General features: G+C 39.5%; 24 protein-coding genes, 1 riboswitch and 2 other annotated features. Of the genes, 3 read left to right on the top strand and 21 right to left on the bottom strand.

Annotated elements, in window-relative coordinates; all coding sequences use genetic code 11:
- Nucleotides 1-23 precede the first annotated feature (23 nt).
- The 5 genes from ACIQ2D_RS11245 to rph all read right to left on the bottom strand — a co-directional run bounded on the left by ACIQ2D_RS11245 (nt 24) and on the right by rph (nt 3048).
- Nucleotides 24-737, bottom strand: a complete 714-nt coding sequence (locus ACIQ2D_RS11245; RefSeq protein ID WP_402863907.1) for a YqjF family protein — start codon at nt 735-737, stop codon at nt 24-26.
- Nucleotides 738-844: 107 nt separating this feature from the next.
- Nucleotides 845-1015 (bottom strand): DUF2639 domain-containing protein, encoded by a 171-nt coding sequence (locus tag ACIQ2D_RS11240; RefSeq protein ID WP_402863904.1) that lies wholly within the window; start codon nt 1013-1015, stop codon nt 845-847.
- Between the two features lie 175 nt (nt 1016-1190).
- Nucleotides 1191-1691 (bottom strand): metallophosphoesterase, encoded by a 501-nt coding sequence (locus ACIQ2D_RS11235; RefSeq protein WP_402863901.1) that lies wholly within the window; start codon nt 1689-1691, stop codon nt 1191-1193.
- A 12-nt stretch (nt 1692-1703) separates the two neighbouring features.
- The gene (locus tag ACIQ2D_RS11230; RefSeq protein ID WP_402863898.1) at nt 1704-2297 is read right to left on the bottom strand and encodes an XTP/dITP diphosphatase; all 594 of its coding nucleotides are present in this window, start codon (nt 2295-2297) and stop codon (nt 1704-1706) included.
- A 1-nt stretch (nt 2298) separates the two neighbouring features.
- Nucleotides 2299-3048, bottom strand: coding sequence for a ribonuclease PH (gene rph, locus ACIQ2D_RS11225; RefSeq protein ID WP_402863895.1), 750 nt, complete (start codon nt 3046-3048; stop codon nt 2299-2301).
- Between the two features lie 173 nt (nt 3049-3221).
- Between rph and trhA the strand changes: the two genes are divergently transcribed.
- Nucleotides 3222-3863 carry a PAQR family membrane homeostasis protein TrhA gene (gene trhA, locus ACIQ2D_RS11220; RefSeq protein WP_402863892.1) on the top strand — a complete coding sequence of 214 codons (642 nt, stop codon included), beginning with the start codon at nt 3222-3224 and terminating at the stop codon, nt 3861-3863.
- A gap of 406 nt (nt 3864-4269) precedes the next feature.
- On the opposite strand, the gene racE is transcribed toward trhA, so the two are convergent.
- The 7 genes from racE to ACIQ2D_RS11185 form a co-directional block, all read right to left on the bottom strand.
- A complete protein-coding gene (gene racE, locus ACIQ2D_RS11215; protein ID WP_402863890.1) occupies nt 4270-5067 on the bottom strand; it encodes a glutamate racemase in 798 nt (265 codons plus the stop codon).
- A 10-nt stretch (nt 5068-5077) separates the two neighbouring features.
- Entirely contained in the window at nt 5078-5530 is a 453-nt protein-coding gene (locus ACIQ2D_RS11210) for a MarR family winged helix-turn-helix transcriptional regulator (RefSeq protein WP_402863887.1), read from the bottom strand.
- A gap of 75 nt (nt 5531-5605) precedes the next feature.
- The gene (locus ACIQ2D_RS11205; protein ID WP_402863884.1) at nt 5606-5827 is read right to left on the bottom strand and encodes a helix-turn-helix domain-containing protein; all 222 of its coding nucleotides are present in this window, start codon (nt 5825-5827) and stop codon (nt 5606-5608) included.
- Between the two features lie 191 nt (nt 5828-6018).
- On the bottom strand, nt 6019-6477 hold the full coding sequence (locus ACIQ2D_RS11200; protein WP_402863881.1) for an acyl-CoA thioesterase: 459 nt from the start codon (nt 6475-6477) through the stop codon (nt 6019-6021).
- Between the two features lie 369 nt (nt 6478-6846).
- Nucleotides 6847-7626 (bottom strand): succinate dehydrogenase iron-sulfur subunit, encoded by a 780-nt coding sequence (gene sdhB / locus ACIQ2D_RS11195; RefSeq protein ID WP_402863878.1) that lies wholly within the window; start codon nt 7624-7626, stop codon nt 6847-6849.
- A 14-nt stretch (nt 7627-7640) separates the two neighbouring features.
- On the bottom strand, nt 7641-9386 hold the full coding sequence (gene sdhA, locus ACIQ2D_RS11190; protein ID WP_402863875.1) for a succinate dehydrogenase flavoprotein subunit: 1746 nt from the start codon (nt 9384-9386) through the stop codon (nt 7641-7643).
- A gap of 66 nt (nt 9387-9452) precedes the next feature.
- Nucleotides 9453-10067, bottom strand: a complete 615-nt coding sequence (locus tag ACIQ2D_RS11185) for a succinate dehydrogenase cytochrome b558 subunit (protein WP_402863872.1) — start codon at nt 10065-10067, stop codon at nt 9453-9455.
- A gap of 271 nt (nt 10068-10338) precedes the next feature.
- On the opposite strand from ACIQ2D_RS11185, the gene ACIQ2D_RS11180 reads away from it, so the two are divergent.
- The gene (locus ACIQ2D_RS11180) at nt 10339-10773 is read left to right on the top strand and encodes a YslB family protein (RefSeq protein ID WP_402863869.1); all 435 of its coding nucleotides are present in this window, start codon (nt 10339-10341) and stop codon (nt 10771-10773) included.
- 209 nt (nt 10774-10982) lie between these two features.
- On the opposite strand, the gene ACIQ2D_RS11175 is transcribed toward ACIQ2D_RS11180, so the two are convergent.
- The 9 genes from ACIQ2D_RS11175 to ACIQ2D_RS11135 all read right to left on the bottom strand — a co-directional run bounded on the left by ACIQ2D_RS11175 (nt 10983) and on the right by ACIQ2D_RS11135 (nt 22688).
- Nucleotides 10983-12209 (bottom strand): aspartate kinase, encoded by a 1227-nt coding sequence (locus ACIQ2D_RS11175; protein WP_402863866.1) that lies wholly within the window; start codon nt 12207-12209, stop codon nt 10983-10985.
- 107 nt (nt 12210-12316) lie between these two features.
- A riboswitch (Lysine riboswitch) is annotated at nt 12317-12495 on the bottom strand.
- 49 nt (nt 12496-12544) lie between these two features.
- Complete coding sequence (gene uvrC / locus ACIQ2D_RS11170) at nt 12545-14335, bottom strand: excinuclease ABC subunit UvrC (protein ID WP_402863863.1); 1791 nt, start codon at nt 14333-14335, stop codon at nt 12545-12547.
- A 93-nt stretch (nt 14336-14428) separates the two neighbouring features.
- Nucleotides 14429-14740 carry a thioredoxin gene (gene trxA / locus ACIQ2D_RS11165; RefSeq protein ID WP_402753409.1) on the bottom strand — a complete coding sequence of 104 codons (312 nt, stop codon included), beginning with the start codon at nt 14738-14740 and terminating at the stop codon, nt 14429-14431.
- 274 nt (nt 14741-15014) lie between these two features.
- A complete protein-coding gene (locus tag ACIQ2D_RS11160) occupies nt 15015-16373 on the bottom strand; it encodes an amino acid permease (RefSeq protein ID WP_402863860.1) in 1359 nt (452 codons plus the stop codon).
- Nucleotides 16374-16431: 58 nt separating this feature from the next.
- Nucleotides 16432-16666, bottom strand: a binding site (T-box leader).
- Nucleotides 16667-16851: 185 nt separating this feature from the next.
- Nucleotides 16852-17086, bottom strand: a binding site (T-box leader).
- A gap of 366 nt (nt 17087-17452) precedes the next feature.
- On the bottom strand, nt 17453-18430 hold the full coding sequence (locus ACIQ2D_RS11155; protein ID WP_402863857.1) for an electron transfer flavoprotein subunit alpha/FixB family protein: 978 nt from the start codon (nt 18428-18430) through the stop codon (nt 17453-17455).
- Between the two features lie 88 nt (nt 18431-18518).
- Complete coding sequence (locus ACIQ2D_RS11150; RefSeq protein WP_402863854.1) at nt 18519-19292, bottom strand: electron transfer flavoprotein subunit beta/FixA family protein; 774 nt, start codon at nt 19290-19292, stop codon at nt 18519-18521.
- Between the two features lie 111 nt (nt 19293-19403).
- On the bottom strand, nt 19404-20177 hold the full coding sequence (locus ACIQ2D_RS11145; RefSeq protein ID WP_402863851.1) for an enoyl-CoA hydratase: 774 nt from the start codon (nt 20175-20177) through the stop codon (nt 19404-19406).
- Between the two features lie 14 nt (nt 20178-20191).
- The gene (locus tag ACIQ2D_RS11140) at nt 20192-20773 is read right to left on the bottom strand and encodes a fatty acid metabolism transcriptional regulator FadR (RefSeq protein WP_402863848.1); all 582 of its coding nucleotides are present in this window, start codon (nt 20771-20773) and stop codon (nt 20192-20194) included.
- 223 nt (nt 20774-20996) lie between these two features.
- Complete coding sequence (locus ACIQ2D_RS11135) at nt 20997-22688, bottom strand: AMP-binding protein (RefSeq protein WP_402863845.1); 1692 nt, start codon at nt 22686-22688, stop codon at nt 20997-20999.
- 470 nt (nt 22689-23158) lie between these two features.
- Between ACIQ2D_RS11135 and ACIQ2D_RS11130 the strand changes: the two genes are divergently transcribed.
- A partial coding sequence (locus ACIQ2D_RS11130) for a hypothetical protein (RefSeq protein ID WP_402863842.1) occupies nt 23159-23358 on the top strand: 200 nt, incomplete at its 3' end.

The following is a 23358-nucleotide window of genomic DNA, read 5'->3' as shown; positions in this document are numbered from 1 at the left end:
AAGTCATCGGCAATTTCGAATTGTTAATGATTTGGTACTTTTTTAGTTTCCAATACAGGTAGGGAAATTTTAGCCTTTTTACTTTTTGAATAATGGACGATTGGCTGACTAAATGACGTAAGCCCTTTTATAAATGGTGCCATTGTATTGTGATGGATGACGACATTTACCTTCTGCAAACGCCACGGTGAATGATAATTGTCTATGCGAAGTAGCCAGGTTTTCATTTTTGTCCACAAATGGTAGCGCTCTACTAACCATCTTTCGAATGCATGACTTTCTATCCGAACAGGCATCGGTTCAAATGTAACCATCAACTTCTCTTCAAATGCTTTCAGGTTTTGATAGCTACTAGTGAAAGAAAAGGTATTCCCCTCTTTTTTCACCGTCATCTTTGCGCGGCGGTAAGGTAGCAAATGACCGATCGTTGTCATTTGCACGATAAAGGCATTATTCGCATCCAGGTTAAAGAAATAGACGCCTTTCTTGCCGTTACAAGTAACGTACGTACGCACATTTAATTGTAAGAAGGAACTCACTCCAGGGATTGAAGGCGTGAACCTTAGCCTATTCCCTTTTACTTTAAATAGAACAAAACTAAGCCAAGCTTTATTTTCATAAAGATCAAGTTCAAGCTCTTGAGGGATGTACTGCTTTAATTCTTGAGGTTGAACTGGCCAATGAAGAAATAATACATCTTCCCACTGTTGCGTTATCATCCAAGGTTTTCTCCTCATACCATGCCCCTCCCTGTAGAATCTCATTGTTTCCCACAGTTAGAACATTCAAACTTGAACAAATGACAAAACACCCAATATGGTGATTGGATGCTTTATAAAGGTTTCTATTCTCCCTCATATTCATGTTCTTTCTCAAGCAATTTATAATATAAATGGCGTAATTCTGATTCCTTATGAAGCCCCAAATGATTGCGTAATAGAGGATGCACCATGACACCTCTTGCTCGCAATTCCTTCACAAACCAACCTTTTGAATACCTATGCACGGCGATCATTCTCCTTCATACTATCTCTCTATACATACGATATGCTAGTAAACTTTTTTCCGTTCCGCTTAACGAAAATTGTATAAAAAAAGCACCTCACTACTCATTCAATTTCAGATAAAAGTCGTTAGACATACCTGTACTACCTGAATGATCAGTAAAGTGCTTATCTTGCTAGTGTTCACTACCTCGTAAAAGTATGTGAAGAAATGCAGTCGTTATCATCAGTAAAGAACTCCACTTGGAATTGATCGTCACGTATTTCTACAACCGCAAAGCTTTTCTCTTTGCGTCCACGCGGCTTCAGTAAGCTTCCTGGATTTATGAACAATACATCATCGATCATCTCAGCACCTAACAAATGCGAGTGGCCGAAGCAAGCGATTTGCGCGCCTACCTCTTTTGCTCGGTAGGATAATGATAAAATGGAAGACTTCACATTAAATAAATGCCCATGCGTCACAAAAAATGTCACATTACCCACGTCAAATACCGCTTCATTTGGAAAGGCTGACTCCGCATCACAATTGCCACGCACTTTTTGCATACCTTCTAATGCAGGATGAGAAAAGGCAAGCTCGCTATCTCCGCAATGAATTATTGCTGCTGCATTTGGATAAAATCCACGTACTTTTTCAATGACTTGACTATCTCCATGTGTATCACTCATGACTAAAACTTGCATGGACATCACTCCTTATTTCATAAGAGTTGGTAGTATTTCTTTCAGCTGGCGAATGGCATTACCTCGGTGAGAAATTGCACCTTTTTCTTCAGGTGTTAGTTCTGCCATCATGCGATTTAAGCTTGGCACGAAGAATACTGGATCGTATCCAAAGCCATTTGTACCGCGTTTTTCATGGGCAATAACACCTTCACATGTACCAAAAACAGTTGTTGTGTCAAAATCTGGGCCAGCAATGGCAATACAGCAGCAAAAGCGAGCTGTACGTTTTTCATCTGCTACGCCTTGTAAATTTTCTAGTAACTTCACCATATTCGCTTCGTCATCATGATCACCAGCGTAGCGTGCTGAATATACACCTGGTTCGCCGTTTAATGCGTCCACTGCAAGACCGCTGTCATCTGCAATAACGATTGTCCCTAATGCTTTGGCAAGTGCTTCAGCTTTTAACACAGCATTTTCTTCAAATGTTGTGCCTGTTTCTTCAATTTCCATATCAGGAGCTACATCAAACATTGTAACTACTTCATAGCCTAGTGGACCAAATAGTGCTTCGAAATCCTTTGCTTTACCTTTGTTTTTAGTGGCAATGACAACTTGTTTCATATTAGCAGTCTCCTCCAACTTTACCCGCAAGTTCGCCTAATACTTCTTTTTGCATGTCGATTAATTCGCGAATTCCTTTTTCACCAAGTTCTAGTAGCTCGTTTAATTCTTCACGTGAGAAAGTAGCCTCTTCACCTGTTCCTTGTAACTCTACGTAGCGACCAGCACCTGTCATGACAATGTTCATATCCACTGCTGCAGATGAATCTTCTACATAGTTTAAGTCTAGAACAGCACCTTGCTCTTCAACAATACCTACACTTGTTGCAGCTAAAAAGTCTGTAACTGGGAATTTAGCTAGTTTCTTTTCTTCAGCTAGCTTGCCAATCGCTTGAGTCATCGCTACGAATGCCCCTGTAATCGAAGCTGTACGCGTTCCTCCATCTGCTTGTATAACGTCACAGTCAATCCATACAGTACGTTCGCCAAGTGCCTCTAGATCAACGATAGCACGTAATGCACGACCGATTAGACGTTGAATTTCCATTGTACGGCCATTCACTTTACCACGAGATGATTCACGAGCTGTACGTTGTGCTGTTGCACGTGGTAGCATTGAGTATTCTGCTGTAATCCAGCCCTTACCTTGTCCACGTAAAAAGCCCGGTACTTTGTCCTCTACTGTTGCTGTACAAATTACTTTTGTGTTCCCCACTTGGATTAAAACTGAACCTTCTGGGTGTAGTAAATAGTCGCTATCCATGTTTACAGGACGCAGTGCATCCGCATTTCTTCCATCATATCTAGTCATTATATTCGTTCCTCCTAAAATCTTTCGCACTCATTTTAACATATTTTACGATTGCACGACGACATAAGCCTGTATTTATATGATATTTATCATACCGAATGCATTACATTTTCATCTACAATTTATTTTATTATACTGTTATAGTAGTCATATTAAAGAAAGAGGTGATGGTCATGACACAGTCGATGATTGAGCAAAATAGTTATACCCTAAAGGAAGAGTTTTGGAACGCCCTGACACACGGAATTGGTGCTTTATTGACTATTCCCGCCACCCTTTTATTAGTACATAAAGCACTAACATCTGGTTCAACAACTGAACTTGTGAGTTATATTATTTTTGGGTTTTCTATGTTTTGCTTATACTTAGCATCCACGTTATATCATGCAATACCAACACATAAAGTGATATTAAAAAAATTAGATCATAGTTCTATATTTTTATTAATTGCAGGTACCTATACACCAGTAGCACTTGTTGCTGTAGGTGGGCAGCTTGGTTGGACAATTTTTACGATTGAATGGGTACTAGCCATCATTGGCATTGTGTTAAAACAATTCTTCGTTCATCGTTTCAAAAAAGCATCGCTGCTCGTATATATAGGCATGGGTTGGCTCATTGTATTTGCTTACAAACCATTAGTCGCCTATATTTCCTTTGATGGCTTCATGACACTTTTACTCGGTGGCATATGCTATACAGCAGGCACATTCTTTTACAAAAACAAAAAAATTCCGTATAACCACGCCATTTGGCATCTTTTTGTCATGGCGGGTAGTGCAACGATGTTCGTCGCTGTATATTTATTCATTTAAATATAAACACCTGGACAGTACAAGATGTTTCTATTAAGTAATTGAGGGGGCTGTCCCATAAGTCCCTCTACTCATAACATCTCGCTTTCTGCGTAGTAAAAAAACAGGATGCTAGAAGTACTTACAGCATCCTATTTTTACTTTTAAGATATCCCCTTTTAAACTCTAGGCAAGTTACCTAGAGTTTTTTTGTAGTATTGGGCTCTACTTTGTTCGTCATTCCATTGAGAACAACTAATTTTGTGATACTTTTTAAAAAACATAAACTTAGGAACCTATAACGTTATTTTACAAGCCATATAGGATTAGGTACATGTGGTGCGAGTTCCCAGACACCCTAATAACCACTTACATTCTATCTCTTTAAAATGAGGAAACAGCCTAGCTCTTAAGCTAGGCTGTTTCCTCATTTTAATATGATGCGGTTTATATCTAATGTACCTTGCTCTAGCCAACTTTCTGCAATCGATCGAAAAATCGGTACTGAACCGGTTGCAAAAAATTTATGGGCAGACTCAGCATTCGAATCTGCCAATGTACCGTTATACGCAAGCATTTCCTGCACATCTTTTGCTGTTTCTTCTGCAGAAGAAAGCACAAAAACATCTTCTCCGACGACAGCTTCAATTTGCTTTTGCAAAATTGGGTAATGTGTGCACCCTAAAATAACAGTATCAAACTGTTCATTTTTTAATGGTTTCAAACCTTCTTCGATTAACTTACTCGCAAACTCACCTTTGTACTCGCCACTCTCTACGATTGGTACGAATGTTGGGCAAGCAAGAGGGATAATATGCGTTGACGTATTAAGTGACGTCAATGCTTCCTCATAAGCACCGCTTTTAATCGTCCCTTCTGTAGCTAGGACCACGACTTCATGTCGCTTTGTTTTTTTTACAGCTGCACGTGCTCCAGCATTTATAACGCCTAATACTGGAAAGGGCATATTTCTTTGTAAACTTTCAAGTGCCACCGCAGTAGCTGTATTACAAGCAATGACAAGCATCTTGACATTCATTTTTTCCAATGCTTTCGCCATTTGCCAAGTGAAATTCCGTACTTCTTGTCGACTACGTGGACCATACGGACATCTTGCTGTATCACCAATATAATAGATTGTTTCGTTTGGTAATAGCTTCATAATTTCTTTTGCTACGGTTAAACCGCCTACTCCTGAATCAATAACGCCTATCGGGGCATTCATACTTTCCGCCTCAATCCTGTTTCATGTGTACATGTAGTTTTTGTAAATAGCTCGAAAATTGCTCGGTTTCTTGGACGTCGAAGCCAACCAGCATTTCTTGCAAATACTGCTGTCTTTTTTCAATTACTTCTTGTATAATTCGTTCGCCTTTTTCGAGTAGATGAATGACAACAACGCGGCGATCATTTTCGTCACGTACGCGTTTGACTAATTCATTTTTCTCCATTCGGTCCACTAAATCTGTTGTCGTGCTAAAGGCTAAATACAAACGATTAGACAAATCGCCAATAGTTATATCTCCAAGCTCTTCTAACCACTGTAATGCAACAAATTGTGGCGGCGTAATCGCATATTGTGAAACAATTTCTCTTCCTTTTTGCTTCACAATGGCCGCTATATAGCGTAATTCCTTTTCAACCGTTGCAACGGTTTCAGGTGAGTGCTTTGTTACTTCATCCGACATATAACTATTCCACTCCTAAAAATACGTTGAATAGTTCTATTTTGTCGTTTTTTTCTCAAAATAGCAAGAGTCCATTTATTCTAATTTAAATTCTTCTAAGCGTAATAGCTCAATAATGGCTTGTGAGCGATTTGTTACACCTAGCTTTTGAATTGTGTTGGAAATGTGATTGCGTACTGTTTTTTCACTAATACCAAGCTGCGCTGCAATTTCTTTCGTTGTTTTTTCCGCTAATAATAGCGCAAATATTTCACGTTCTCGGTTAGTTAAAAGAGAACGATGATGGGAGCCATTCATATTTAGTCACACCCTCCTCCCCCTCACGTATTGTAACTTATGTAAAGGAGTGAAGAGCGGTGACGGCTATTGCATGAATAAATCAACATTCAGCAAATTTTTTACATGTTCCTTCTATATTAATCAATTACGGGCTGTGTATTCGTGACAGTCGCCCTGCTTTAAACACATAAAACATTAACTGTGTTTAATTATATAATTGCCAGCGATTTTAAACGTAGTTTTTCTTCTTCGGAAATCGACACGCTCTTACCAGTTCTCGGGTCCATTTGTACAATTGTACCTCGTCCAGTGAAACATGTTTCATCCTTTTGATTTTTCGCTAAATAATGAATATCCATTGATGAATTTCCAACATTCGCGACTTTTGTATAAATACGTAGCACATCATCAAAGAAAACCTGTTGCACATAATCACATTGTAAATCCGCAACGATCGGAATCCCCTTTACATTTTCATCAATAGCTGATGGAATAAGAACCCCTAGATGACGAAAATAATCGATGCGTGCCTGCTCAAAATACGTAAAGCTTACTGTATTATTCATATGCCCATACATATCTGTCTCTGAGAAACGTACACGTACTTCAATATAAAATTGAAAATCCTCCAACCATTTCTCATAATCCCCAACATAACTTGCCTTCATGTTTTTCATCCCCTTTGTAAATAATGAAGCTCACCACAAAAAGTAGGGATAGCCAAGTTACATTTGGTGGTTGCCACATGTGAAACCACCAAATGCCCAATGTAAAGAATACTATAGTTCTTACATACTCAACCCCAAGTTTTGGTGATGAACAAAAAAATGAATACTAATTCATTATAAAGGAAAATATAATATTATCCCACAAAAATCAGATATTTCTGTTTTTATACATTTAACTCGCTTGGCACACCGTCTATCCTCTGTTTTACAAGTTCTATCCGTCGCTTCTTTAATTCTATCCGTCTATCATGGCCTATACGAAAAAAACTCCCTTACACTTTAATGTGTAAGGGAGTTAAGCTTGTACAATTAGTCAACCATGTGGTCTGAACCAAAGAAGTTACGGAACATTTGTACTGTAGTCGCACGGTTTAAAGATGCGATAGAAGTTGTTAAAGGAATGCCTTTAGGACAAGCAGCTACACAGTTTTGAGAGTTACCACAGTTAGCAAGACCACCGTCGCCCATGATTGCATTTAAACGTTCATTTTTAATCATTGCACCAGTAGGGTGAGTGTTGAAAAGACGTACTTGTGATAATGGTGCTGGCCCCATGAATGAAGCTTTTTCAGACACGTTTGGACATGCTTCCATACACACACCACAAGTCATACATTTAGATAATTCATAAGCCCATTGACGTTTGTTTTCAGGCATACGTGGACCTTCACCTAAATCATAAGTACCATCGATTGGCACCCATGCTTTAACTTTTTTAAGTGCGTTGAACATACGATCACGGTCAACTTGTAAATCACGAATAACTGGGAAAGTCTTCATTGGCTCAAGACGGACAGGTTCAGTCAATTGGTCAATCAGTGTTGAACAAGATTGACGTGGACGTCCATTGATCACCATTGAACATGCGCCACAAACTTCTTCAAGACAGTTCATGTCCCATGCTACAGGTGTCGTTACTTGTCCATCTGCAGTTACAGGATTTTTTTGAATTTCCATTAATACAGAAATTACGTTCATACCATGACGGTAAGGTACTTTAAATTTTTGCGTATAATCGCTGCCACCTTGCGTATCTTGACGCAAGATTTCAACATCTATCATTCTTCCAGTATTAGCAGTTGTTTGCATGGATATCAGCCTCCTTAAGCAGAGTAATCACGTTTACGTGGTGGGATTAACGAAACGTCAACTTCTTGGTAAGTAATAACTGGCTCACCAGTAGCTGGATCAAATTTCGCCATTGTTGTTTTTAAGAATTGCTCATCATCACGTTCTGGGAAATCTGGTTTGTAGTGTGCACCACGAGATTCATTACGTAATAAAGCACCTTTTGTCATTACTTTTGCAAGGTATAACATGTTTTTCAACTGACGCGTAAAGTGAGCACCTTGGTTACTCCATTTTTGCGTATCGTAGATGTTGATGTTTTCCCAACGCTCTTGTAATTCAGTTAATTTTTCATATGTTTTTTCAAGACGATCGTTATGACGAACTACTGTCATGTTGTCTGTCATCCACTCGCCAAGCTCTTTGTGTAGAAGGTAAGCGTTTTCTGTGCCGTCCATTTTTAAGATTGCATCCCACTTGTCTTGCTCTTCTTTCACGCGAGCATCAAAGACTTCTTGTGGAATATCTTCTGCATGCTTTTTAAGTTGTTTGATATACTCAACTGCATTTGGACCAGCAACCATACCACCGAAAATAGCAGAAAGTAATGAGTTCGCACCAAGACGGTTTGCACCATGTTGAGAATAATCACATTCACCTGCTGCAAATAATCCAGGAATTTCAGTCATTTGGTTGTAATCTACCCATAATCCACCCATTGAATAGTGAACTGCTGGGAAGATTTTCATTGGTAATTTACGTGGGTCATCTCCTACGAATTTTTCGTAGATTTCGATAATTCCACCTAGTTTAATATCTAATTCATGCGGATCTTTGTGAGAAAGATCTAGGTATACCATGTTTTCGCCGTTGATACCAAGTTTTTGGTTTACGCAGACGTCGAAAATTTCACGTGTCGCGATGTCACGTGGTACAAGGTTACCATATGCAGGGTATTTTTCTTCAAGGAAGTACCAAGGCTTACCGTCTTTGTACGTCCAAATACGACCACCTTCACCACGAGCAGATTCTGACATTAGACGGTTTTTGTCGTCTCCAGGAATCGCTGTTGGGTGAATTTGAATGAACTCACCATTTGAGTAAGAAGCACCTTGTTGGTAAACGATAGAAGCAGCAGAACCTGTGTTAATAACAGAGTTTGTTGTTTTACCGAAGATAATACCAGGGCCACCAGTTGCCATGATCACTGCGTCACCGCGGAATGATTTGATTTCTGCTGTACGCATATCTTGTGCTACGATACCACGACAAACGCCGTCAGGATCGATAATTACACCAAGGAATTCCCAATGCTCGTACTTATTTACTAAACCAGCTACTTCGTGAGAACGAACTTGCTCATCTAGTGCGTATAATAATTGTTGACCAGTTGTTGCACCAGAGAATGCTGTACGGTGCATTAATGTACCACCGAAACGACGGAAGTCAAGTAAACCTTCTGGCGTACGGTTGAACATAACACCCATACGGTCCATTAAGTGGATAATACCAGGTGCTGCGTCAGCCATTGCTTTTACTGGTGGTTGGTTCGCTAAGAAGTCCCCACCGTATACTGTATCATCAAAGTGAATCCAAGGAGAATCCCCTTCACCTTTAGTATTTACTGCACCATTAATTCCGCCTTGCGCACATACAGAGTGTGAGCGCTTTACAGGAACTAATGAGAATAATTCAACTTCAGTACCAACTTCAGCTGCTTTAATCGTTGCCATCAGACCGGCTAAACCGCCGCCGACAACAATTACTTTGCTTTTCGCCATGATTATTTCTCACTCCTCTTTAAAAATTGCAAAAATTGCATAGGTTGCTAACTTGCTTCTATACTATTATACGAAAGCTAGAATAGCAGCCACACCAACTACACTTAGAATTACGAAAAGAATGTTTGTTACGTATGTAGCGATCTTTTGAGACTGAGGAGATTGTGTAATACCCCAGCTTACTAGGAATGCCCATAAACCATTTGTTAAATGGAATGTTGCTGATAAAATACCAACAATGTAGAATCCAAGCATCAATGGATTTGCAACGATTTCTTCCATCATATTGAAGTTTACTTCAGTACCAAGCGCTTTTTGAATACGCGTTTGGAAAATATGCCATGCGATGAAAATCACTAAGAATACACCTGTAAAACGTTGCAAAGAGAACATCCAGTTACGGTATGTACTAAAACGACCTGTATTAGGTGCAGCTGTAAATGCGATGTATACACCGTAAAATGCATGGAACATTAATGGAATATAAATAATTACCCATTCCATTAATAACAGTAGAGAATGCGGAATTAATTCCATCATCCCTGTTGAGTTATTGTAAGCTTCTTCACCGCCAACAGCAGTGACATTCAATGACAAGTGGAACACTAGGAACAGACCTACTGGAATGACACCAAGTAGAGAATGTAAGCGTCGCCATAAAAACTCTCGATCTTTCGACAAGACTGTTACCCCCCTTAGTACTTAAAATATCACAATTAAATAGTCACCATTTTGTAAATGATAGTTCATTGACTGTGTATTTCATCATGGTACAATATTATGACATGTTTATTGTACTCTCAAGAGCAACAAGCGTCAAGGTAACTTGGCGTTTTTCGCATACCTCAATAAATCAATATTCCAGTACATTACGCTCGTTTTTTGCTCGAAAAAACAATCATTACTTAATCATTATAGAATTATACGAAAATTCTAAGAAAGAAGGCTTTATATGCTAAATAATCCAGTAAATACAATCTCTTCCTTTGGTTATGAATTAATTCGTGATCATGTTCTATCTTCAATCCTAGGAAAACATGAGGATGACGTCCTTTATTGGGCAGGAAAAGAGCTGGCACGCAAATTCCCTTGTAAAAGTCAAGAGGAAATGCTCGCATTTTTCAACGATGCGAGCTGGGGAACACTATCAGTAGCCAAAGAATCGAGAGATGGTCGTATTTTTCATTTAACGAGTGACCCACAGTTTTTACAAATTAACAATCGTAGTTTTAGACTCGAAGCGGGCTTTATAGCAGAGCAAATCCAACAAATGCAAGGCTATTTAACTGAATGCTATGACGAAAAGCACGATAAACAACAACTTGTCAACTTCACTGTCAAATGGGATGTCAAAGAGCGTATCTTAAATACTATTCCTAGCAAATAATCAAAAAAGGAGTGACACTGACCTAATTGGAAAGTGGCACTCCTTTTTATTGTAACTGTATTTGTCTTTCCGTTAATAATACTTCGATTAACGCAATAAATGTCTCTAAAATATAGATAAACTATTTTATTATCGTAAAAATTAGTTTTCATCAATTTTATTGAATATAAAAAGCTATTATACCGTTTGAAGAAATAATAGCCTTAATGTTATGCATGTAACGCTTCTTCTAAATTGAATTCCTCATGTAGTACATTTGCGGCACGAATCATATCATCTTGTGGCACAACTACGGATACTTTAATTTCTGATGTACTCACCATTTTGACAGGTATGTCCTCTCTACGTAAACAGTCGAACATACGGGCTGCAACACCTGGATTCGATGCCATCCCCGAGCCGATAATAGATACTTTCGATAAACCAATTTCAAAATCTGCAAAGCTAAAACCTAGCGATAATTTACTATCTTCAAGTACGCGTAGGGCATCTGCAAATTCATCCTTCACAATTGAAAATGAAACAGATGGCTTCACACCATCAATAATTGCCTGCACGATAATATCAACATTAATGCGATTTTCAGCAAGTGTCGTAAACATATCTGCTAATGAGGCATTTGAATAAGCATCATACCCAACAGTTAAGCGAATGATATCCGATTCAAAGGCCACCCCACGTACTAATAAATTTTTCTCCATTTCAACTTCCTCCTTCAACAAGGTTCCTTCTACATCCATTACACTTGAACGAATAATAACGGGCATTTGGAATTTTTTCGCTAGCTCCACCGCCCGTGGGTGTAAGATATGTGAGCCTAGATTAGACAGCTCTAACATTTCATCATAAGAAATCTCTTTCAACTTTTGAGCTGCAGGTATATGGCTTGGATCAGCTGTATACACACCGTCAACATTCGTATAGATATCTACTCGTTCAGATTTAAGGGCCGCGGCTATCGCAATCGCCGTCGTTTCAGCACCACCCTTCCCTAGCGTCGTAATATTCTGATCTTCATCGATGCCTTGTTCACCGGCAACAACCACAATTTCACCTTGTGCAAAATGCTCTTCAATACGCTTTACATCAATGTTTTCAATACGTGCATTATGATGAACAGCATCCGTCTGTACACCTGCTTGCCAACCTGTTAAAGACACCGCATCATAGCCCGCTTCCATTAGTGCCATCGCAAATAACGCACTCGTTAATTGTGAGCTCGTTGATAACAATACATCCAACTCACGCTTGGACACATCGTCTGATAACTCTCTCGCCATTGTTGTTAAATCCTGCGTCGTACGTCCCATTGCCGCTGCTACAACAACTACATCATAACCTCGCTCCTTTTCAGCAATTACTTTTTTCGCCACCTCTTGGATACGCTCTGTCGATGCAGTCGCTGGTCCACCGAATTTTAATACGATACTTCCCATCTGTCATTCCCCCTACACATTCTCGATTCGTTTGAACACAAAAAAAGACAGCCTTCACATACTGTGAAGAGCTGCCTGCAACATGTACAATTTATTAAAGCTTGCGCATGTGTGATAGCTCTCCGAAACATAAAGATTCGACAGTCTTACATCTCTTAAATGCAAAACCAGCACGACATCGGAAACAACGATGCCCTACTTCGGCAAGCTCCCCTTTCACACATTATCAGCGGATTTGTTCATCCTCTAATGGGCTACTATTGAATCTTGCACCTCTATCATCACTAAAATAGTGACTATTTAATTTATTTAATTGACCTTACCTTAGCACATGACTAGTCCTTTGACAATGCTTCCTGCTGAAAATACGTATAGATGTTACTTGCTAGGTTGGCTGGCATACCCGCTTCTTGTAGTTCAAGCTCATTTGCCTCGCGAATTTTCTTGACCGAGCCAAAATGTTTAAGTAGCTGTTGTTTGCGCTTTGGCCCAATACCTTCAATTTCATCCAGCACAGACTGTATGGCATGTTTTTCGTGCTGCTGACGTAAAAAAGTAATCGCAAAGCGGTGTACCTCATCTTGAATACGTTGTAGTAAATAGAAGCCATCACTTGTCCGTTTCAACGCAATAACTTCCGGTGGCTCACCAAATAATAGCTGTGACGTATTATGCTTATCATCTTTTGCTAAACCGGCAATTGGAATCGATAATCCGAGTTCATCTTCTAATACTTCACGTGCGACTTCGATTTGCCCTTTCCCTCCATCAACTAATACTAAATCAGGCAGCGGTAAGTTTTCTTTTAGCACACGAGTATAACGACGGCGAATAACTTCCTGCATCGCTCCGTAATCATCATGTTTGGCAGCAGTTCGAGTTTTGTACTTACGATACTCCTTTTTAGCAGGCTTACCGTCAATAAACACGACCATTGCCGACACAGCATCCGTACCATGCATATGACTATTATCAAATGCTTCAATTCGTAGCGGCGCAGCAATCCCCATTGCTTCACCAAGTGCCTCACAAGCGCCAATTGTTCGTTCTTCCTGTCGCTCAATAAGCTGAAACTTTGCCTGCACTGCGATTTCTGCATTCTTCGTGGCTAAGTCGACAAGCTCTTTTTTCTGCCCACGCTTTGGCGTTAGCACCTTCACATCAAGTAACTCTGTTAAAATCGCTTCATCAATAGCTTGCGGAATGAATATTTCCTTTGGCTTGATGTGCTCCGGCTTTTCATAAAATCGACCGACGAACGTTAAAAACTCTTCCTCTGCATCTCTGTATATTGGGAATATAGATACATCACGCTCAATGAGTTTACCTTGACGAACAAAAAATACTTGCACACACATCCAACCTTTTTCAACTGCATAGCCGAATACATCACGGTTTGTCGTATCACTCGAAACAATTTTCTGCTTCTGCATTACTGTATCGATATGTGTAATTTGGTCACGAAATTCCTTTGCTCGTTCGAACTCCAAGTTTTCCGCCGCTGCAAGCATTTTCTCTTCAAGCTCTTTTTTTACTGCCTCGACACCACCATTTAAAAACTTCGTCATTTCCTCTATCATATCCGTAAATACTTGCGGCTCGATATCTTTCACACAAGGCGCCAAGCATTGTCCCATATGATAATATAAGCAAACCTTTGATGGCAGCTGAACACATTTCCTGAGTGGGTACAAACGATCGAGCAATTTTTTCGTTTCACTAGCCGCATAGGCATTCGGATAGGGTCCAAAATATTTCGCCTTATCTTTTTTGACTTTACGAGTCGTAATCAAGCGTGGGTATTTTTCATTTGTAATTTTCAGGTAAGGGTATGTTTTGTCGTCCGTCAGCATGATATTGTATTTTGGATCATGTAATTTAATGAGATTCAACTCTAGAATAAGTGCTTCTATATTAGACGATGTGACAATGTATTCAAAGTCCTCGATTTCACTGACAAGTCGTTGTGTTTTTCCCTCATGCGTTCCAGTAAAATACGAGCGCACACGATTTTTCAGCACTTTTGCTTTACCGACATAAATGATGGTGCCTTGCCTGTCCTTCATTAAATAGCAGCCAGGCTGATCTGGTAATATTTCAAGTTTACGTTTGATTAAATCATTCATCGCCTACCTGCCTCCTTCACATTTCCTACTATTATACAATGTAAAAAAGCCAAGCACATCCTTAGATGGCCTGGCTCAGAAATATCTAGAATATTAAGCGTGTTTTGCGATGAAAGCTTCTAACGCTTCTTTTGGTTGGAAACCAACTGTTTTGTCGATTACTTCGCCATCTTTGAATAATAATAATGATGGAATCGACATAATTTGATATTGTGCAGCAGTACCTTGGTTATTATCCACGTCTACTTTCACGATTTTAGCAGCACTACCTGCAGCGTCAAGTTCTTCTAGAACTGGCGCGATCATTTTACATGGTCCACACCAAGTAGCCCAGAAATCTACTAACACTAAACCTTCTTTAACTTCTTCTTGGAAATTCGCGTCTGTTGCATGTACAATTGCCATTTGAAATCCTCCTTAAAACTAACTATGTTTGTAGTATAGCACGTTCAAAATACCTTGAGCGAACAATCTGCCTGGATTGTATATTTTATCCTAAAGCTCTGAAAAATAAGAGAGAAATGTCGAAAAATAGGCGTTTTGATTAAACCATTTTAATCACCACTATTAAAGTGGGAGGTTGATTTCCACTACGAGATGCTCGCTTTCCGCAGGCAAGCACCCTCCGCTACAATCAACTAAAAATGTAGTAATAACGTTAAGATAGAATATAAACTTACTACTTCCCTTCATTCCCATGATGACGCCCGCTATATACATAAGTTAACGTAATAAAGATATAAATGGCTAATGTAATCCCTGTGATGATAATCGATGTCGTGAAAATAATACCGATTAGGATTGCTACTAAAGCGATAATAGCTATCCACGTTGTATAAGGGAACCATTTAACCGCATAGGCACTTGTTTTTTCTGGCTGTATTTTACGCGATTTCAAATGTGCAATCGCAATGATTAACCAAATAAATAATACGGTATATCCTAGTGAACCCATTAGGAAATCAAAAGTCTTACTACCAGCAAATAAAGAAATAATTACGCCCATATATAAAGCTAATGTACACATCAGTATCGCATATACAGGAACTTTCTTTTTCGATAAATGCCCGAATATTTTAGGAATACGCCCATCCACAGCTTGTGTGTACAGTACACGTGATGAGCCGTATAATCCCGAGTTCATTGATGAAATAATCGCAAGTATTACAACAGCATTCATAATATGGTCTGCCCCAGGGATCCCAATCATTTTAAATACCATCACAAACGGACTTTCTGCTACCCCGTTTACTTCATACCAAGGAATTAAGCTAACAATAATAAAGAATGGCACTAAATAGAATGCGATGATTCGTAGCAATGTACTGCGAACTGCTTTGGGTACTACTTTTTCAGGATTTTTCGTTTCCGCCAACGTTATACCAATAATCTCAGTGCCTCCATAAGAATAGATCACCACAAGCATTGCAGCAATTAAGCCTGTTGGTCCGTTCGGTAAGAAACCACCATGTTCCTTTAAGTTTGAAAAACCAACAGCTGTGTGATCACCAAACGTGACAAGTAATAATACAAATCCTGCTATGATAAACACTACAATAACGGTAATTTTAATTAACGCAAGCCAATATTCCGTTTCTGCAAAAACTTTGACAGATAACAAATTAATAGCTGTAACTAATAAGGAAACGGATAATGCAAGAATCCAAATCGGATATTCCGGTAACCAATACTGAAGGAAAATCGCCGCAACCACTGATTCAGCTGCAATATTTAAAACCCACATTTTCCAATAAATCCAATCTAGAAAATAAGCAGGGTATTTTCCTAGAATCGATTGCACTAAATCTCTAAATGTTCTTGCATCACTATTGCGCACTGCCATTTCTGCTAGACCTTGCATAACAAATAATAGAATGATACCCCCTATTAAATATGCAATAAGTACTGATGGTCCTGCCAGATCAATGGCCGCACTGCTTCCTTTAAATAATCCTGCACCAATGGCACCACCTAATGCCATCATCGTAATGTGTCTTGAAGTCATTGTTCTCTGTAATTTCTGGTTGTCTTTTCCCATTTCCTTACCTCCTAAAATAAAAAACGGCATATCGTCTCTTTCTTCATCACTCGATGAAAGAAGAGACGATATGCCTTTAGCAAACCGCGGTACCACTCTTATTGGTTCTTCATGAACCCCACTTAAAAACCTGGTAACGAAGGTTAATCGTTAAAGAAAATAGAATAGTCTATCAATTCCATTTGCATTACCACTCCTAGGCAAGTTCAAAGTATTATTGGACTGCGTTGCACCAACCCGCAGCTCTCTTGACCGAATAATGAACTTTTACTACTCCTAATCTTTGTGTTTACTAAAATTATATTTATAACGTTTTAATTAATATCCAACACTGTACGGACCCGTTTTAATTCTGCCAACCTTTTATTTTATAATAATCCTCAAAATAGGATCATCATACTTCTGGTTGTCATTTTCCGTTTTTTCCACCTCCTAAAATAAAAAAGGCACATCGTCTCTTCCTTCATCATCTGATGAAAGAAGAGACGATATGCCTTTAGCAAACCGCGGTACCACTCTTTTTGGTTCTTTTTGAACCCTGCTTAAAAACCTGGTAACGAAGGTTAATCGTCGAAACAAATAGAATAGTCAGTCAATCTTGTTTGCTTCACCACTCATAGGTAAGTTCAAAGTATTATTGGACTGCGTTGCACCAACCCGCAGCTCTCTTTACCGAATAATGAGCTTCTACTACTCCTAATCATTGCGTTTCAAAATAAATTATATTCAAAAACTTTTAATTAATATCCATCACTATACCGGCTTACATTCTCAATGTCAACACTTTATTTTGAAATAGTAAATTAATTTTCAGTGAGGCCTTTGATTCTTTGCATTAAAAAGGTTAATCACAAAAAGGTGGGGTTGACATATTAAATAAAGCGTTTGTTGATTGGAGTGGAGCCAGCGTGACTCCTTGGGGATTAGCGTCACAGATAAGACCCTGGAACGAGCGTAGCGAGTGAAGCGGCTTATCGGACGCCCCCAGGAAAGCACGCTGGCGGAACGGAAATCAACCCCTTATTATGGTGATAAGCCATAAAAAAACAGGGAAGAAAAATCCTCCCTGTTACTGAAAATTATGCATTAACTTTTAATGCTTTGAATTCTTGAATTAGAAGAGGAATTACTTCAAATAAATCGCCTACGATACCGTAGTCTGCAACTTTGAAGATATTCGCTTCTGGATCTTTGTTAATCGCAACAATTACTTTTGAGTTAGACATACCCGCTACATGCTGGATTGCCCCCGAAATACCTGCTGCGATGTAAAGGTCCGGCGTTACTACTTTACCTGTTTGACCAATTTGTAATGAATAGTCACAATATTCTGCGTCACAAGCGCCACGTGAAGCACCAACTGCACCACCTAGTAAGGTCGCTAGTTCTTGTAGTGGCTCAAAGCCCTCTTCAGATTTCACGCCACGTCCACCCGCGATAACCACTTTCGCCTCAGAAAGATCGACACCTTCTGAAGTTTTACGTACCACTTCTTTAATAATTGTACGTAGATTTGTAATGTCAACGCTGATTGCAGACACATCGCCTGATTTACCTGTAACTTTTTCTAAAGGTACAATATTATTTGGACGAATTGTTACGAATACAACGCCGTCTTTTACTTTCAGCTTTTCGAAAGCTTTACCAGAATAAATTGGGCGAATGAATACAACATCATCTCCGGCACCTTCGATAGACGTTACATCTGAAATTAAACCAGATTGTAATTTACTTGCAATTTTTGGAGATAAATCTTTACCATTTGCAGTATGACCAAATACTATTCCTTGTGGATTTTCTTGTTCAATCACAGCAAGTAAAGCTTGTCCATAGCCGTCAGATGTATAGTCTTTTAAATGCGGATGTTCAACTGTTACAACACGGTCTGCACCGTACTCGAATAATGACCCCGCAAGACCTGCGACTGTATCCCCTAAAAGCACACCTACAACTTCGCCACCATCAGCGATTTGTTTAGCTGCCGCGATTGCTTCAAAAGAAACGTTACGTAAGCTTCCTTCACGAACTTCACCTAATACTAATACTTTTTTTGACATAGTATATTCCCTCCGTTACCCTCTAAAATTCAATTAAAGTCGATGATTTCAATCATTTACGAATTAGCATAAATGCCGATGAATTAAGTTAAACTACTTTCGCTTCTGTGTGAAGTAAATTCACTAGCTCTTTTACTTGAGCAGAAAGTTCGCCTTCTAATACGCGACCTGCAGCTTTTTGAGCTGGTAAGTAAATGTCAATCGTTTCGATTTTTACTTCTACATCATCTTCGTCGATATCCAAATCATCTAATTCAAGCTCTGCAAGCGGTTTCTTCTTCGCTTTCATGATACCTGGTAAAGATGGGTAACGAGGCTCGTTTAGACCTTGTTGAGCTGTTACTAAAAGTGGTAAAGATGTTTCGATTACTTCTGAATCGCCTTCGATATCGCGTACGATTTTCGCAGATGATCCATCAATTTCAAGATTAGTAATTGTTGTTACGTAGTTGATGCCTAGTAGGTCTGCAACACGTGGACCTACTTGGCCAGAACCGCCATCAATGGCAACGTTTCCAGTTAAGATAAGGTCGGCCTCTTTATCTTTTAAATACTCTGCTAAAATGAAAGCAACAGCATTTTGATCTAACTCATCTAAGTCGTCTTCTGTATTAATAAGAACCGCTTCGTCAGCACCCATTGCTAGAGCTGTACGCAGTTGCTTTTCTGCATCTTCGCCACCAATTGTGACAACAGTTACTTTACCGCCTTCAGCGTCACGCACTTGAATTGCTTCTTCAATTGCATACTCGTCGTATGGGTTGATGATGAATTCAGCGCCATCCTCTTGAATTTTACCACCCGACACAACGATCTTCTCTTCAGTATCAAATGTACGTTTAATTAATGCAAAAATGTTCATATATCCATACCTCCTGAAACTATTTTTAATTTCTAAGTAAACTTGTAAATATTATATATATTCAGTGTCGTTGAACCCCTTTTTCTTTATGCCATCGACACTGATGTATAACTATTTGCCGGTAAATACAGGTTCGCGTTTTTCTATGAACGCTTGGATACCTTCTTTTGCATCTTCTGTCACGAACACAGTACCAAAGGATGCAGCTTCTGCTTGGATACCTTCATGGAATGAAGCTGGTTTTGCATATTGAAGTGCTTCAATTGTTGTTTTAAGAGCAATTGGACTTTTCTTCGCAATTTTCTTCGCCAGTTTCAATGTTTCTTCCAGTAATGCTTCCTCTGCAAATGCACGGTTTGCAAGTCCCCATTGTACAGCTTCTACTCCTGAAATTGGGTCACTTGTAAACATCATTTCAGCCGCTTTTGCAACACCCACATAACGAGGTAAGCGCTGTGTGCCACCAAACCCTGGAATAAGCCCTAATTGCAATTCAGGTAAGCCTAATTTCGCTTTTTCAGTCACAAAGCGCATATGACAACTCATAGCAAGCTCAAGTCCGCCACCTAGTGCGGCGCCATGAATGGCTGCAATAACTGGTTTCGAAAACGTTTCTACACGTTCAAATACAACTTGCCCATGGTTTGAAAGCTTTGCAAACTCTTCCCCAGTTGCGACATCTGTAAACTCCTTAATGTCTGCACCAGCTGAGAAGAAACGTCCCTCACCATGAAGTACGATTACTCGAACAGCATCGTCGTTTTCTACTGCATTTAGCAATTCGTTGATTTCAGCAATCACCCCACCAGATAACGCATTTGCCGGTGGACGTGCAATGGTAACGATTGCTACCCCTTCTTCCACTTTCCACTTTAGAAACTCCATTTCTCCACATCTCCTTATGCTTTAATGCCGTTCAAAATTAGCTCTTGAACTTTTGGAACTTGCTCTAGTAGATCATATCGATATTCATTCATCACCCAAGAGGTAATCATTTCATCGATTGTTCCAAACACCATTTGACGGGCAAGCCTTACGTCCATCGTCTGGTTAAACTCACCTGAAAGCATACCTTCAATTAAAATTTGATCGAGCAGCTTTAAGTATTCTCTTAATACTGCATTAATCTTCAATCGTAACTCTTTGTTTGATTGTCGCAGTTCTAATTGTGTGACTGTTGCTAAATATCGATCTGTTACCAGAACATTAAAATGATTTTCAATCATTCGTGAAAGTTTGTCTTGAGACGTACTTCCATTTTCTATTATATCTTGTAATGACTCTACAAAAACAGCCATTTTTTCATTAAAGACAGAAATTAAAATATCTTCTTTATTTTTAAAATATAAATATATTGTTCCGTCGGCCACTCCGGCCTGTTTGGCAATTTTCGATACTTGCGCTTGGTGATAGCCATTTTCTGCAATTACAATTACAGCTGCATCAATAATTTGCTTGTATTTAGGCTTATCTCGTTTCATTTTTATTTCACCACCTAGGAAAAAACGTAAACACACTCTACATCCGAAAACCGTTAGAGAATCCTTAAACGAAAGTGACCCCTTTCACTTTCATCAGTGGGATCAAAACCAAATTGGTGATGTGGCGTGATTACTTAAAAATAAAAAATATGAAAATATGAATGCTCATTCATATTTTCATATTATATTTAACATTATGACTTGTCAATACTTTATCACGTAGTTATTTTGCTTCTTTACTCGCCATTTTTGTTTTTTCTTCATCTACTAAAGTACGTCTTAAAATTTTACCGACTGCCGTTTTTGGTAGTTCATCACGGAACTCGTAGTAACGAGGTACTTTAAACGCCGCTAAATGCTGACGGCAATATTTATTTAATTCGTCTTCGGTAATCGAATGTCCTTCTTTTAAAACAATATAAGCTTTTACAGTTTCGCCACGATAAGGATCTGGAATACCCGCCACAACGCATTCTTGAATTTCATCGCGCTCATACAACACTTCTTCTACTTCACGCGGATAAATATTGAACCCACCAGCAATGATTAAATCCTTCTTGCGATCTACTACATAGAAGTAGCCCTCTTCATCCATATAACCTAAATCCCCCGTTAAAAACCAGCCATCTGCAAATGTTGCTGCTGTATCTTCTGGTCGATTCCAGTAGCCTTTCATTACTTGAGGCCCTTTTACAGCAATTTCACCAACTTCACCGACTGGTAACTGCTCAGTATCACCTGAACGTAATATCACTGAATCGGTATTAGGCCATGGCAAACCGACTGAGCCGTTTATACGTTTACCCCAAATTGGTGTTGCATGTGAAACAGGAGACGTTTCTGTTAAGCCATATCCTTCGACAAGCTTCCCGCCTGTAACCGCTTCAAATTGCTCTTGCACTTCAATAGGCAATGATGCCGAGCCACTCAAGCAAGCCTTTATTGAAGATAAATCATATTTCGTAATGTCAGGATGATTTAATAGACCAATATACAATGTCGGTGCCCCTGGGAACAATGTCGGTTTTTGCTTATCAATTGTTTTCAACGTTGTTTCCGGATCGAATTTCGGCAATAACACCATTCGATTATGCGTAAATACAGATAACAACATGACCGTTGTCATCCCATACACATGGAAGAATGGTAAAACACCCATAATCGTTTCTTCCCCACGTACACATTCATACATCCACGCATCACACATCGACGTATTCGCAATCAGATTTTTATGTGTCAGCATTACACCTTTCGGGAAGCCTGTCGTTCCCCCTGTATATTGCAACAATGCAAGATCCTCTTCAAAATCAAAAGGCACTTCGATTGTTTTGATCGGTGAAGATTTCATAATCTCTGTAAATAAATGATTTTGCCCACTATGCTCTACCTTCACACTAAACCCATACTGCTTCTTTTGAATAAACGGATATACTAAATTTTTCGGAAACGGTAGGTAATCTTTAATCCCAGTCACAATGACATTTTCAAGTGCAGTTTCCTTAAGGACCTTCATGACGCGTGGATACAAAATATCCATAACCAAAATAACTTTCGCTCCCGAATCAGCCATTTGGTATTGAAGCTCTCGTTCTGTATAGAGTGGATTCGTCTGGACAACAACGGCACCAGCATACATTGCTCCGTAGTAAGCGATTACACTTTGTGGCGTATTAGGTAACATAATCGCCACTCGGTCACCTTTTTCCACCCCAAGCGACTGCAAATAATTGCCGAACCTAAGCGACGACTCGTAAAGCTCTGTATACGTCAAATCTCTACCCATGAAATGAATGGCTACTTTAGCCGGATTCGCTTTATAAGCACGTGTCAAAAATTCTTGCACTGGAATTTCCTCAAACGATAAAGTCGATGGTATTTCTTTAGGATAATTTGCTAACCATGGTTTTTCTGTCATACGTCCTCTCCCCCTTGTCCGAAACTTTGTAAATCCTTATTTCCATTATAATGAAAAAGAAATACACTTTCAAACACAAAAATAGAAAATAATTGCATTTTCGATTAATTATTATGCATTATTGAACATTTATATGAATACGCAATATTACTTGGAAGTGCTGATTCTCAATGAATACTCATTCATTCCTTCGCTATTTATGAAAGATTTGCCGATTGTATTCCTATTGTGAAAAAATAAAATATTTTTTGTACTTTTTAGATTTCGGGAGAATAATGATGATTTTTCAGGAGATTTTGTAGGAATGATACTGTAGCGCTAATGAAAAAGTGAAGTGAGAGTGGGAAGTTTGGTTGAGCGCGGCGTGACTTGACCCGAGCGGTGTGTTGCTCGACCTGAGCGCGGCGTGACTTGACCTGAGCGGTGCGTTGCTCGACCTGAGCGTGGCGTGACTTGACCCGAGCGGTGTGTTGCTCGACCTGAGCGATGCGTTGCTCGACCTGAGCGCGGCGATGCTCGACCTGAGCGATGCGTTGCTCGACCTGAGCGATGCGTTGCTCGACCTGAGCGTGGCGATGCTCCACCTGAGCGCGGCGTTGCTCGACCTGAGCGCGGCGATGCTCCACCTGAGCGTGGCGTTGCCCGACCTGAGCGATGCGATGCCCGACCT

This window comes from Lysinibacillus sp. NPDC097287 (genome assembly GCF_044761695.1).
Classification (GTDB): Bacteria; Bacillota; Bacilli; order Bacillales_A; family Planococcaceae; genus Lysinibacillus.
The sequence above is the reverse complement of the archived record's forward strand: the minus strand, read 5'-3'. Positions and strand labels throughout refer to the sequence as shown.